This window comes from Streptomyces sp. NPDC046122, assembly GCF_056429965.1.
Map to the genome: position 1 here is coordinate 944,799 of NZ_JBWKLQ010000002.1, position 12,874 is coordinate 957,672.

Annotated in this window: 11 protein-coding genes and 1 tRNA gene; 4 read left to right on the plus strand and 8 right to left on the minus strand. The window is 72.5% G+C overall.

Going from position 1 to position 12,874, the window contains the following annotated elements; all coding sequences use genetic code 11:
* The first annotated feature begins 10 nt into the window (after positions 1-10).
* On the plus strand, positions 11-415 hold the full coding sequence (locus AC07FK_RS09110) for a globin (protein WP_479103853.1): 405 nt from the start codon (positions 11-13) through the stop codon (positions 413-415).
* Between the two features lie 240 nt (positions 416-655).
* Here the strand turns inward: AC07FK_RS09110 and AC07FK_RS09115 are convergent, their stop codons facing one another.
* From AC07FK_RS09115 to AC07FK_RS09145, 7 genes are all read right to left on the minus strand, one after another.
* On the minus strand, positions 656-1,375 hold the full coding sequence (locus tag AC07FK_RS09115; RefSeq protein ID WP_479103855.1) for a DUF8185 domain-containing protein: 720 nt from the start codon (positions 1,373-1,375) through the stop codon (positions 656-658).
* Positions 1,372-1,845: an acyl-CoA thioesterase gene (locus tag AC07FK_RS09120; protein WP_479103856.1), complete on the minus strand. Its 474-nt coding sequence runs from the start codon at positions 1,843-1,845 to the stop codon at positions 1,372-1,374. Before AC07FK_RS09120 ends, AC07FK_RS09115 begins: the two co-directional genes overlap by 4 nt.
* Before the next feature lie 2 nt (positions 1,846-1,847).
* Complete coding sequence (gene ettA / locus AC07FK_RS09125) at positions 1,848-3,512, minus strand: energy-dependent translational throttle protein EttA (protein WP_479103858.1); 1,665 nt, start codon at positions 3,510-3,512, stop codon at positions 1,848-1,850.
* Between the two features lie 182 nt (positions 3,513-3,694).
* Entirely contained in the window at positions 3,695-5,119 is a 1,425-nt protein-coding gene (locus AC07FK_RS09130; protein ID WP_479103859.1) for a Cys-Gln thioester bond-forming surface protein, read from the minus strand.
* Positions 5,120-5,275: 156 nt separating this feature from the next.
* On the minus strand, positions 5,276-5,737 hold the full coding sequence (locus AC07FK_RS09135; protein WP_479103860.1) for a single-stranded DNA-binding protein: 462 nt from the start codon (positions 5,735-5,737) through the stop codon (positions 5,276-5,278).
* 94 nt (positions 5,738-5,831) lie between these two features.
* Complete coding sequence (locus AC07FK_RS09140; RefSeq protein ID WP_479103958.1) at positions 5,832-7,580, minus strand: YfjP family GTPase; 1,749 nt, start codon at positions 7,578-7,580, stop codon at positions 5,832-5,834.
* A 368-nt stretch (positions 7,581-7,948) separates the two neighbouring features.
* On the minus strand, positions 7,949-9,547 hold the full coding sequence (locus AC07FK_RS09145) for a dynamin family protein (protein ID WP_479103861.1): 1,599 nt from the start codon (positions 9,545-9,547) through the stop codon (positions 7,949-7,951).
* Between the two features lie 330 nt (positions 9,548-9,877).
* Between AC07FK_RS09145 and AC07FK_RS09150 the strand changes: the two genes are divergently transcribed.
* A tRNA-Arg gene (locus AC07FK_RS09150) sits at positions 9,878-9,953 on the plus strand.
* A 140-nt stretch (positions 9,954-10,093) separates the two neighbouring features.
* Here AC07FK_RS09150 and AC07FK_RS09155 read toward each other — a convergent pair.
* Positions 10,094-10,744 carry a ScbR family autoregulator-binding transcription factor gene (locus AC07FK_RS09155; RefSeq protein ID WP_479103862.1) on the minus strand — a complete coding sequence of 217 codons (651 nt, stop codon included), beginning with the start codon at positions 10,742-10,744 and terminating at the stop codon, positions 10,094-10,096.
* 205 nt (positions 10,745-10,949) lie between these two features.
* Between AC07FK_RS09155 and AC07FK_RS09160 the strand changes: the two genes are divergently transcribed.
* Positions 10,950-11,894 carry a ScbA/BarX family gamma-butyrolactone biosynthesis protein gene (locus AC07FK_RS09160; protein WP_479103864.1) on the plus strand — a complete coding sequence of 315 codons (945 nt, stop codon included), beginning with the start codon at positions 10,950-10,952 and terminating at the stop codon, positions 11,892-11,894.
* Complete coding sequence (locus AC07FK_RS09165; protein WP_479103866.1) at positions 11,884-12,861, plus strand: NAD-dependent epimerase/dehydratase family protein; 978 nt, start codon at positions 11,884-11,886, stop codon at positions 12,859-12,861. The genes AC07FK_RS09160 and AC07FK_RS09165 overlap by 11 nt, the downstream gene beginning before the upstream one ends.
* Positions 12,862-12,874: the final 13 nt, after the last annotated feature.

Here is a 12,874-nt window from a genome sequence, read left to right on the forward strand (position 1 = left end):
CGATGGACGCGTGAACGAGATTCCGCGCGGCACGCTTCAGGAGCAGACCTTCTACGAGCAGGTCGGCGGCGAGGAGACCTTTCGGCGCCTGGTGCACCGGTTCTACCAGGGAGTCGCGGAGGACCCGCTGCTCAAACCCATGTACCCGGAGGAGGATCTGGGCCCCGCCGAGGAGCGGCTGGCCCTCTTCCTGATGCAGTACTGGGGCGGACCCCGTACGTACAGCGACAACCGCGGCCATCCGCGCCTGCGGATGCGGCACGCGCCCTTCACCGTCGACAAGGCCGCGCACGACGCCTGGCTCAAGCACATGCGCGTCGCCGTCGACGACATCGGGCTGTCCGAGGAGCACGAGCGGCAGTTGTGGAACTACCTCACGTACGCCGCCGCGTCGATGCTCAACACCGACGGCTGACACGCCCGGCGCCGGACCGGTGCCCGCGACCCTCGACGCCTTCTCCGCCCCGGTCGGCGACGCGGGGCTGCGCCACTCGCCGCGCACCGGCCGCGGACGCGCGGGCGGTTGCCTCGTCGGGCCGCCGGGCGGTTGAGCCGTCATGAGGCAGCCGCCCGCTTCCGGGCGGCCGAACATTGCGGGAATTCGGGACTCCGGCCTTCCGGGCGGCAGAGTCGCCCGGGACCCGGCCGGCCGTACCTACACCGGGGCCACCGAGAGCACCCCGAGCCCCGCGCGGCGTACCGCCACCGAGCCGTACGGGGTGCGCAGCCGCAGCCAGCCCGCGGCGGACAGCAGCGCCACCGCGGCCGGGTCCGCGCCGGGACGCAGGAAGCCGAGCGAGTGGGCGGCGTGCACGGCCCGCAGCGGCAGCTCCGTCTCGCCCAGCGTGCGGGACCAGATCTCCCGGCCGATACGGTCCCGGGCGGCCCGGGTCCGGTCGTCCGGCGCCAGCGACTCGTCCCGGGCCCGGAACTCCGCGATCGCGGCGGCGACCACCGCGCGCATGGCGTCGGGTCCCGGCAGCCCGGGAACCTGCCGCCACCCGCCGCGGGGCGGCAGCACACCGGCCCACGGCGGCCCGGTCACGGCTTTCGGCACCACGACCACCCCGGCGCCCTCGTCGATGCCTTCGAGCAGTTCACCGGCCGAGACGGTGACGTCCAGCCCGGCCGGGTCGTCCGGGCCGACGCCGGGGCCCGCGCCACCGCCGGCCGCGACGGCGACCGCGAGGCGGGACGTGCGGACGGCCAGCACCTCGAACGACGGCGGCCGCCCGAAAACGGCCACCGCCCCGCCGCCCGCCTGGAGGCGCACCGCCGCGGCCCGGTCGTAGTGGATCAGCCGGCCGAGGAAGGCGGCGAGATCGGCCGCCTCCCCCGCGTCGGCGAGCACCAGCCGCCGCCCGTGCGCCGTCATGCTGCGACAGCCCCCTGCGGGGAACGCCGGCCGGCCCGGCCGCCGTCGCCGTCGTCCAGGTACTCCAGGAGGAACGACTTCTCCTCCGCCGAGATCCGGCGCGGCCGCGCCGCTTCGAGGTCGTACGGCACGACGACCGTCGAGGCGCGCACGTACACGCGCTCGGAGCCGTCGGGGTCCGTGTCCTTGACCTCGTACGCGATCGTCAGCGACGCCGCGCCTATCTTCGTGACCCACGACTCGATGGTCACCGGCTCGTGCCGGTGGACCAGCGGCAGCTTGTAGTCGATCTCGTGCCGGGCCACGACGGACCCGCCCGCGAACGACGGCGAGCCGTCCCCCGGCGCCAGCCGGAACATGAAGTCGATGCGCGCTTCCTCCAGATACCGGAGGAAGACGACGTTGTTGACGTGCCCGAAGGCGTCCATGTCCGACCAGCGCAGAGGACAGCGGTAAATGTGACGCGACAAGATCAGCCCCGCGTCAGCTTCTTGTACGTGGCGCGGTGCGGACGCGTCGCGTCCGCGCCGAGCCGCTCGACCTTGTTCTTCTCGTACGACTCGAAGTTGCCCTCGAACCAGTACCACTTCGACTCGCCCTCGTACGCGAGGATGTGCGTCGCGACCCGGTCCAGGAACCAGCGGTCGTGGGAGATGACCACGGCCGCGCCCGGGAACTCGAGCAGCGCGTTCTCCAGCGACGACAGGGTCTCGACGTCCAGGTCGTTCGTCGGCTCGTCGAGGAGCAGCAGGTTGCCGCCCTCCTTGAGCGTCAGGGCCAGGTTGAGGCGGTTGCGCTCACCGCCGGACAGGACGCCGGCCGGCTTCTGCTGGTCCGGGCCCTTGAAGCCGAACGCGGAGACGTACGCCCGCGAAGGCATCTCGACCTGGCCGACGTTGATGTAGTCGAGCTCGTCCGACACGACCGCCCAGAGGGTCTTCTTGGGGTCGATGTTGGCGCGGCTCTGGTCGACGTACGAGATCTTGACGGTCTCGCCGACCTTGATCGCGCCGGAGTCCGGGGTCTCCAGACCCTGGAGCATCTTGAACAGCGTGGTCTTGCCGGCGCCGTTCGGGCCGATGACGCCGACGATGCCGTTGCGCGGCAGCGTGAACGACAGGTCGTCGATCAGGACCTTGTCACCGAACGCCTTGGAGAGGTTGTTGACCTCGACCACGATGGAACCCAGACGCGGGCCCGGCGGGATCTGGATCTCCTCGAAGTCCAGCTTCCGCATCTTGTCCGCCTCGGCGGCCATCTCCTCGTACCGGGCGAGACGCGCCTTCGACTTGGTCTGGCGGCCCTTGGCGTTGGAGCGGACCCACTCGAGCTCTTCCTTGAGCCGCTTGGCGCGCTTCTCGTCCTTGCGGCCCTCGACCTTGAGGCGGGCGGCCTTCTTGTCGAGGTACGTCGAGTAGTTGCCCTCGTAGGGGATCGCGCGGCCGCGGTCGAGCTCGAGGATCCACTCGGCGACGTTGTTCAGGAAGTACCGGTCGTGAGTGACGGCGACGACGGCGCCCGCGTACTTCGAGAGGTGCTGCTCCAGCCAGTTCACCGACTCGGCGTCGAGGTGGTTGGTGGGCTCGTCGAGGAGGAGCAGGTCGGGCGCCTCGATCAGCAGCTTGCACAGCGCGACGCGGCGCTTCTCGCCACCGGAGAGGTTGGTGACGGGCCAGTCGCCGGGCGGGCAGCCGAGCGCGTCCATGGCCTGCTCGAGCTGGGCGTCGAGGTCCCAGGCGTTGGCGTGGTCGAGGTCCTCCTGGAGCTTGCCCATCTCTTCGAGCAGCGCGTCGGAGTAGTCGGTCGCCATGAGCTCGGCGACCTCGTTGAAGCGCGTGAGCTTGCCCATGATCTCGGCGGCGCCGTCCTGGACGTTCTCCAGCACGGTCTTGGACTCGTCGAGCTTCGGCTCCTGCATGAGGATGCCGACGCTGAAGCCGGGCGACAGGAACGCGTCACCGTTGGACGGCTGCTCCAGTCCGGCCATGATCTTCAGCACCGTGGACTTACCGGCACCGTTGGGACCCACCACACCGATCTTCGCTCCCGGCAGGAAGCTCAGCGTGACGTCGTCAAGGATCACCTTGTCGCCGTGCGCCTTGCGCGTCTTGCGCATCGTGTAGATGTACTCAGCCAAGAGAAACCGTCCGGCAATCGATGTGTGGGCAGATACACCCCATCTTGCCTGACGTCCACCCCGGGACGGAAACGGGTAGGGCGACTCGTGCGGCGACGGCCCCTTCGCGGCAAGGCGCGAAGGGGCCGTTGTGACCGGTCGGTGACCGGGTGTCGCCGTTTCCGGCCGCAGGTGCGCGGCCTCTACTCGTCGTCGGAGGCGGGCTGCTTCTTGCGGACGAACAGGACCGCGGCGATGCCCAGGACGACGAAGACGACCGCGATGCCGAGGATCATGGGAGTGGCGTTGGAGCTGCCCGTCTCCGCCAGGTCCAGGCCGTCCTCGGCGAGCGGGGCCTCACCGGCCGTCGCGGGGCTGGGCCCGCTGCCCGGCTGGTCCATGGTGCCGGTGCCCGCGCCGGTGGCGACGGAGGTCTCGCAGTCGAGGATGCCCGTGAAGTTCTTCTCCAGACCGCCGGGGCCCTCGATGGTGAAGTCGTACGCCTGGTCCTCCCGTACCGGGACCGTGACGGTCAGCGACCGGCCGGGGGCGACGGTGTGCTCGGAGCCCATGAGCTCGAAGGTGAACGGCTCGTCGCCCCGGTTGGCGGCGGTGATGTCCACGCCGCCCTTCGCGCAGTTCTTCCGGGCCCACAGCGCCGGGGCGGGGCCCTTCTTCGCCCAGGTGGCGGTCGCGTCGGCGGAGACGGTCGACTCGCTGGAGCCGGCCAGGATCTGGGTCTGGCTCTGCGTGGTCCCGGTGAAGGCCCGGCCGACCGGCACCGAGGTGGTGGCCTGGACGGTCAGGGAGGACGAGCCGTCGGCCGCGTCGGCGGGCACGTCGAAGTACAGCCGGCCGCCGTCGACGGCGGTGGTGACGGGCTTGCCGTCCTTGCCGACGATCCGGACGCCGTTGGCGGCGTCGGCGGGCGGGGCCACGGTGACGCGGTCGGCGTTGGTGCGGACGGTGACGGGGCCGAGCCTTCCGCCCGCCCTGCCGGAGACGGCGTTCGGCTCCAGCGTCAGGGAGGCCCTCGGTTCGGCGGCGGCGCGCGCGTTCTTCTCCAGGAAGTCCGCGAGCTTCTCCGCCTTCGGGTCGAGCGCGTCGACCCTGACGTGGTCGGAGTACCGCCAGATCGCGACCTGGGTGCCGGCGGCCGCCGTCTGCTCGGTCAGCGAGTCGACCCCGGCCCGCTTGGCCAGCGCGCTCAGGTTGTTGACCTGCGGGTACGAGTGCTCCAGGATCCAGCGGATCTTGCCGGCGTCCCGGTTGGCGCCGAGCGAGGTCTGGTCCCAGGAGGTCTCCAGGTACTTGGCCTGCTCCTGCGTCGGGCGGTGGACGTCGACGCAGTACGTCTTGAGGGTGCCGCCGCCTTCGACGGTCATCTCGAACAGCCCGGCGGGCATCTGCTGGTCGCCGGCCTCCGTGCGCAGGACGGCCCTGTCGTACGTCTTCAGCCCGTCGAGCGTGGCCGCCGCACCGCCCTGGTGCTGCGGCGCCTCATCGGCGGCGGCCGGTCCCGCCACGGCCAGCGCCCCCGCGGCCACCAGTCCCGCCGCCAGGGTCACGGCGGCCGGGCGGGCGGAGCTCCGCCCCCGTACGAACAACGCAGAGAAAGCAGACAACACAGAATTCCCCTTCGGGCGAGGCCCTTTCGCTCGGGTGCGACAGTGGGGGAGCGCCTCGCCGGCCTCAAGTGCCCCGTGAGTATCCGGAAATCCTAGAGAGGCGGGCAACGACAGCCCCCTGTCATACCGTCAGATAGCCATTCCGAATCGGAATCGTTATCGCCCAGCACCTGGACGCACCTGCTCTGTCGACAAATCGCCGTGCGGTTCGGCCGAGTTGCGTACGTCGGCCGCCGGACGCCGGGTCAGCAGCGGATCTCCCTTCACCACCCGCCTGAAGGCGGACGTGCCGCGCGTCATGTCGTGTCCGACCGCCAGCGCCTCGATGTCGGCGGAGAATCTCCGCCGGCCGTCCTTCTCCTCGTCCCGCACCCGCAACCGCCCGTGCACCAGCAGCGGCTCCCCGACGGACACCGAACCGGCCAGATTCGCCGCCAGCGACCGCCGCGCCCACACCGTGTAGAAACTGGAGTGCCCGTCCGCCCAGCTCTCGTTCTGCCGGTCCCAGTACCGGACCGTCACCGCCAGCCGGAAGCGCGCCACCGCGCCCGTCGCCGAGTCCCGGTAGTCCACCCCCGTGGCGGCGTTGCCCACCAGCGTCACCCATGTCTCGCTCATTCCGGCTCCCCCGCTGCCCTCACCGTTCCGGTCCGCCCTGCGCGACCCGGTTCCATGCTGGACCGGTCGCGGCGGGCCCACCGGGGCCTGTGGACTACCGGCCGGTTGTGGACAGGCCCGTCACCGCCACGTACTGCTCCCGCACCTCCCAGTACCGCATCAGCTCGGCCGACACCGGGTCCAGCACCCGTGCCCGGCCGCAGCCGGCGGCCGCCTCCCGCAGGCGCCGCTCGGCGTCCTGCCCGTAACGCCGCGCCGGTCCCCTGGCCGCCACCGCGCACGCCCACTCGACCAGCGGGCCGCCGAGGATGCCGGCGAGCATCACCAGGACGGGCGGCAGCAACCGCGGCTCCAGGACGCCCACGATCTGGCCCACCAGCCACAGCCCGCCGAAGATCTGGAGCAGCGTCATGGCGGCCTGGGTCAGCACCGCCGCCGGCCACCACGCGGGCCTGGGCGGCCTTCCCCGGGGCAGGCCGGCCCGTACCGCCAGTACGTCCAGTTCCTCGGGCAGCCCGGCCGCGCCGCGCACCGCCGACTCCCGCACCGCCTGCGCCCAGGGGGCGGGCAGGCCGGCGGCGGCCTCGTCGGCGACCGTGCGCACGGCCTGCTCCACGCGCTGGCGGGCGGTGATCTCCTCCTCCTCGCCCTCGGTCGGCGTCCGCCCGGAGATCGGGTCGATGCCGGCCCCCAGCGCGCGGCTCTGCTCGTACCAGCGCCACAGCCTCAGCCACGGCGTCCCGCACGACTTGCCCGCGTTCCTGCGCCATTCCCGCTCGGCCGCCTCGCCCACGGCCGCCGCGCCCACCGCCTCCGCGAGCCGGTCGGTGAACTGGGCGCGGGCCCGTTCGCCCAGTTCCGGCGGCCGCCGCCCGTCGGCGACGTAGACGGGACGCAGCCGGGCCGCGGCGGCGTCCACGTCGGCGGACAGGCGGCGGGCGGGGGCTCCCCTCTCCTGTACGAACTGGCCCAGCATCTCGCGCAGTTCGCCCACGCCCTCGCCGGTGAGCGCGGACAGGGCCAGGACCGTCGCGCCGGGTTCGCCGTGCTCGCCGAGCGCCATGCCGTCCTCGTCGAGCAGCCTGCGCAGATCGTCGAGGACCAGGTCGGCGGCGTCGCCCGGCAGCCGGTCCACCTGGTTGAGCACCACGAAGGTCACCTCCGCGTGGCCGGCGAGCGGCCGCAGGTAGCGCTCGTGCAGCACGGCGTCGGCGTACTTCTCCGGGTCGACGACCCAGATCACCGCGTCCACCAGCGTGAGGACCCGGTCCACCTGGTCGCGGTGGGCGGTGGCGGCCGAGTCGTGGTCGGGCAGGTCGATGAGCACCAGTCCGTTCAGCGCCTCGTCGCGGAAGCCGAGCGGCGCCGGCCTGCGGCGCAGCCGTCCGGGGATGCCGAGCCGGTCCAGCAGCCCGGCGGCGCCGTCGGTCCAGCTGCACGCGATCGGCGCCGAGGTGGTCGGCCTGCGCAGTCCCGTGTCGGAGATCTGGACGCCGGCGAGTGTGTTGAACAGCGTCGACTTGCCGCTGCCGGTGGCGCCCGCGACGGCGACGACCGTGTGGCGGGCGGAGAGCCGCTGGCGGGCGGCGGCCTCGTCGAGTACGCGGCCGGCCTCGGCGAGGGTGGCGCCGTCGAGGCGGGTGCGGGAGAGGCCGACCAGCTCGCGCAGGGCGTCGAGGCGGCCGCGCAACCGGCCGCTGTAGGCGCCGCCGGGCGACAGGCCGTCGTACGCGTCGTCGCCGGAGTTCCGCGGGCCGTCGGACGACGGCGGCACGGGCCGGGGGGTCCGGGTGGCGCGCTCACCCCGGACCGCCGCGCGCTCGGCGGCGCGCCGGGCGATCAGCCCGTCGTCCCACCGGCCCTCGACCCCGCTTTCCGGCGCGCCCGCGCCGTTGACGGCCTCCGTGCCCGGTGCGGTCCCCGCGCTGCTCACGGTCTCGGCGTCCTGGGCGATCCGGGCGCCGCCGACGGCCTCGGCGCCGTTCCCGGTCCGGGCGCCGCCGACGGCCTCGGCGCCGTTCCCGGTCCGGGCGCCGCCGACGGCCGCCGCGCCGGGGGCGCCCGCCGCCACACCGCCGGCCTCGCTCCCCGTACTGCCGAGTTCCTCCCGTACGCCGGGGTCGTCCGGTCCCCCGAGGTCCTGCGGTCCGCTGACGCTCTTCACACCGTCGACGCCCTCCGTGTCGTCCGTCACAGCAGTCACGTTTGCGATCACTTCTCCTTCTGCAGCAGGGAGAGCGCGGCGATGAGCTCTGCCTGCGGCTCCGGGGTCACCCCTAGGGCGTCGAGCGGCGCGAGCCGCTGGTCCCGTTCGGTGCTGAGTACGCGGTCGATGTACGTGGTGAGCAGTTCCCCGCCCTTGTCGCGCAGCCGGGTCGCGGCGATCGCGCCGATCCGCTCGGCCAGCCGCTCCCCGGCGGTTCTGGCCCGGCGGCCGCCCAGCAGCGCGGCGGCCAGCAGGGCGGCGACGGTCTCGGCGTCGGGCGCGGGCGGGCGTTCGAGGTCCCGTACCTCTTCCTCGGCGAGTTCCTCGAGAACCCTGCGCCACCGCCGCGCGGCCATCCCGATGCGCTCGCCCGCCTCCCGGTCGGGGATCCCGAAGACCACCGCGTCGGCGGCGGGCTCGCGCCGCCACGCCTCGTGCACGTGCTCGTCGGCGGCGGCGACGGCGCACTGGAGCAGCGCCGTCAGGCTCGCGACGAGCGAGTCGAGAAGCTCACCCGCCGAACTGTCCAGCGGATATCCGCGCCAGCGGGTGAGCGCGTCGCCGGACAGGACCGCGCCGCGCTGGAGCCGGCGGCGCACCCGCGCGCCCTCCTTCTCGTACGCCTCCTCGACGTCCGCCGTCAGCCGCACGGAGGCGGCGTACTGCGCGGCGACGGCCCCGGCGAGCTCGGGCATCCGGGCGTTCAGCGACTCGATGACGCCGGTGGCCGTGCGGCCGACGGCCTGCTGGCGGGCCGCCGGGTCGTGCACCCGGTGTGCCAGCCAGGCCCGCAGCGGCTCGACAGCGGTGGACGGCAGCAGTCCGTTTCCGCCGCCGGCCGATTCGGGGAGCTCGGGGATGGTGAACCGGGGCACGTCGCCGAGCCCGGCCTTGGTGAGCAGTGCGGCGTACTGCCGCGACACCTCGCCGATGACCTGGTGGGGAACCCGGTCGAGGACGGTGACAAGGGTGGCGTCGTACTCCTTCGCGGTACGCAGCAGGTGCCAGGGCACGGCGTCGGCGTACCGGGAGGCGGTCGTCACCATCACCCAGACGTCGGCGGCGCAGATCAGCTCGGCGGCGAGCACCCGGTTCCGGGCGACGAGCGAGTCGATGTCGGGCGCGTCGAGCAGGGCGAGGCCACGCGGCAGCGTCCCCACGGTCTCGACCCTGAGCGTGTCCCCGCCGCCCTTCTCGCCGTCCGGCGGCCCGGCGTCCTCCTCGCCCTCCTGGCGGGGCAGCCATACGCGTGTGAGCTGCGGCAGTACGCGGAGGTTCGCGAACCAGTGGTGATCGTCCGGGTGGCAGACCAGCACGGGCGTGCGCGTCGTGGGCCGCAGGACGCCGGACTCGCTCACCCGCCGGCCGACGAGTGAGTTGACGAGGGTCGACTTGCCGGCTCCGGTGGAGCCGCCGATGACGGCGAGCACGGGCGCTTCGGGCTGTTTCAGCCGGGGCAGCAGGTAGTCGTCGAGCTGCGCCAGCAACTCGATCCGTGTCTGCCGGGCGCGCGGAGCCCCTGGTAGGGGGAGCGGGAGGCGCACGGCGGCGACACGGTCGCGCAGGGCGGAGAGTGCGTCGATCAGCTGAGGCCGTGCGTCCAAGGTCACCACATGCGAAGAATGCCCAATTTTGGAGTCTTTTAGAAGCCTAAAGGCACCTCTGCGCGCATCTGCGCGCCGATTGGCGGCGGGCAGGCGGGCGGTACGAGCGGGGCGCAGGCATAACGAGTGCACAACGCCCGGGGCGGGAGACGCCAAAAGCGGTGCGCGATTCGCACTCGCCTGCGATTATCGGGTTCGCTTCACCGAACCTCCACATCGTGCCACGCAGGTGAAGCAACCGGCCCTAGGCGATCGGAGCCCTATCCTTGTCCCCGGCAAGGTCCGGGACCCGCCCAGCCCCGGGCCCAGGCCGGCCGAGGCCATGATCCGGCCCCCGTAGCTCAGTGGATAGAGCAGGCGCCTTCTAAGCGCTTGGCCGCAGGTTCGAGTCCTGCCGGGGGCGCCACCACCCAGCCCTCCCCTGTGGAGGGCTTTTTCGCGGGCCCGGCGCCGCCCTCCCGGCGCGGCGTCACCGCTGGCACGTGCCCACGCGCGCGGCCGGACCTGGCTTCCGGGGACCGGGAAGCGGGGTCCGGCCGGGTGGGGTTACGCGCTCATCGGGACGGCGCGCTCGTCCATCACGGGGTCCGCGCCGCCCGCCACGTCGAAGCGGCCCAGACGGCGCACCGGCACGAGACCGGGCAGCAGCATCTGCCACATCTGGGTCGTGCGCTCGGTCAGGTCGCGGCGCCCGGCGAGCACTTGGGAACTGAGCTGGAGTCCCGTCCAGCAGCCGACGATCAGGTTCGCGGCGTGGTCGACGTCGACCTCCGGCCTGACGTCGCCCCGGCCCTGCGCCTGGGACAGGCAGTTGCGGATGAGTTCGATCCACTTCACGTACGGCTCGGCGCTGACGCCCGACACGTTGCTCTGCTCGATCACCAGCCGGATGCCGGCCCGGACCCGGACGCTCTCCTGAAGCTGCCGCGCCATCCCGTGGACCAGGTCGATCACCGTCTGGACCCCGGGGCGGTCGATGTCCCGCATCGTCTCCCAGATGGAGAACTGCTCGTCGATCACGGCCTGGGCGAGTTCTTCCTTCGAGGCGAAGTGGAAGTACAGGGCGCCCTTCGTGACGCCGGCCTCCTTGACGATGTCACTGAGACTCGTACCGGAGAAGCCCGCGTGGTCGAAGGCCCGCGCCGCGCCGTCGATGATGGCGCTCCGTGTCACCTCTGCCCGTTCCTGCCTGGCCATGAACAACCTCCTGATCCTGTGCGGCGACCGCCGGCGCCCCACCGCCTCGCCCCCCTTGTGGGGCACCGCGACCGCTCGCTCACCAATTTTGCTCACACCTCTCGTAAAAAACCAACTAGCTAGTATTGTTTTGCCTCGCTCCACCAAGCCTCTCGTGCCACAGCTCGACTTCCGTCCTGCTCAACTCACCTTCAGGAGGCCCCTGATGCGCGTTGCGACACTCCTCGACCAGGCTGATCTCTCGTCGTCGGTCGAAGCACCCGAGCTCTTCCTCCAGACCGTTCCGCGTACGCTCGTGCACCGGGCCGCGGTGTCCGAGGTCCTCGTGACCGGGATACAGAGAATCGACGCGGACCACTTCAGAGTGGGGGCCCAGTGGCCCCGCAGCCACAGTTACTACGGGCCCGTCGCGAACCGCTGGCACGATCCGATGCTCCTCGCGGAATCGATACGCCAGGCCCTGCTGCTCATCTCCCACCAGGCGTACGACGTGCCCATCGGCTATCAGTTCCTGTCCCACACCGTCTCGCACGACATGACCGCCGAGGGCGCCCTGCTCACCGGACGCCCCGCCCACGTACTGCTCGACGTCCGGTGCTCCGACATCAAGCGGCGCGGCAGGACGGTCAGCGCGTACTCCGCGCAGATCGAGAGCCGCAGGGACGGCCGGGTCATCGGCTCCGGCGCGGTGACGATGGCCTGCATGGCTCCCGCCGTCTACAGCAGGGTCCGCGGCGACAAGGCGGAGGGCGGCCCGCAGCGCCCTCTGCCCGAGGCGGTCACGCCGGAACTCGTGGGCCGGCGGCGGACCACCGACGTGACGATCTGCGCGACCGGCGTCGAGCGCGTCTGGACGCTGCGCGCCGACCAGAACCACCCCGTGCTCTTCGACCACCCCGTGGACCACGTGCCCGGCATGGTCCTCATGGAGGCCGCGCGCCAGGCGGCCCTGGCCGTGCTCCAGGAGCCCGAGGGGCTCGCGGTGGCCTGCGACGCCACCTTCGAGCAGTACGTCGAGTTCGACAGCGCCTGCCTCGTGACCGCGAACACCGAACCGGCCGAGATGGCGGGCCCGCGTACCGTCTCGGTGCGCTTCGACCAGAACGGCACCACGGTCGCGACGTGCAAGGTCAAGGTCCTTGCGATCTGAGCCGGGCGCGGTCCTGGTCCTCGGAGGGACCGGGTTCATCGGCGGCGCCGTCGTGCGGGAACTGCTGAGACCCGCCTCCACCGGCGCGCCCCCGCCCGAGCTGCGGGTGCTCGCGCGACGTCCGCTGCCGGACTGGATGACCTCGGCGGGTGCGCGGAGGATACCCGCCGATCTCACCGATCCGGCCGGGCTGCGGGGTGTCTGCGAAGGCGTCGGCACTGTTCTCCATCTCGCCAGTTACGTGGGGCGCGACGCGGCGCTGTGCGCCGCGGTCAACGACATCGGCACCCGGGCTCTCGCCCGCGAGGCGGACGCGGCGGGTACCGCGCGCATCCTGTACGTCTCCACCGCTTCCGTCTACGGCACGGGGCCCCACCGCGGCGTGACCGAGAACCAGCTGGTTCCCGCGCCGGTGTCGCCCGCGAGCGCGTCGCGGCTCAGGGCGGAGGAGACGGTGCTCGCCCGGGGCGGCATCGTGCTGCGGCCCCATCTCGTGCACGGCCCCGGGGACAAGTGGTTCGTACCGCTGCTCTACCGGCTGCTGCGCAAGGTGCCGGTGTGGCCCGACGGCGGCGGCGCGCGCAGTTCGCTGGTCGCGGTGCGGGATCTGGCCCGGGTCGTCGCGGCGCTCTCCCGGAGCGACTGGTCGCAGGACCGGGGCACTGTGTACCACGTCAACCACCCGCGTCCCGTGACCCTGCGCGCGATGGTTACCCAGGTGTGCCGCGGGCTCGACCTGGCGCTCCCGGGGTCCGACCTGCCGCGCGCCGCGCACCGGGAACTGGCGGCGCGCGTCCTGCCGGCGCTCTCCGCGCACCAGCACGCCCTGCTCACCGAGGACCACTGGTACGAGAGCAGCCGCATCTGGCGCCGGCTCGGCATCGAGCCGGGTCCCGGCTTCGCGGCGGGACTCGTCGCGGGGCTGCCCTGGTACCGGCGGCACGTGGCCGGCCCGCACCTCGTCTGAACCGCCGCTCGGC

Excerpts from the sequence above, each read along its gene's own strand:
- AC07FK_RS09115 (WP_479103855.1), bottom strand. The coding sequence starts at position 1,375 with ATGACGGCGCACGGGCGGCGGCTGGTGCTCGCCGACGCGGGGGAGGCG.
- AC07FK_RS09135 (WP_479103860.1), bottom strand. The coding sequence starts at position 5,737 with ATGAGCGAGACATGGGTGACGCTGGTGGGCAACGCCGCCACGGGGGTG.
- AC07FK_RS09155 (WP_479103862.1), bottom strand. The coding sequence starts at position 10,744 with ATGGCCAGGCAGGAACGGGCAGAGGTGACACGGAGCGCCATCATCGAC.
- AC07FK_RS09160 (WP_479103864.1), top strand. The coding sequence starts at position 10,950 with ATGCGCGTTGCGACACTCCTCGACCAGGCTGATCTCTCGTCGTCGGTC.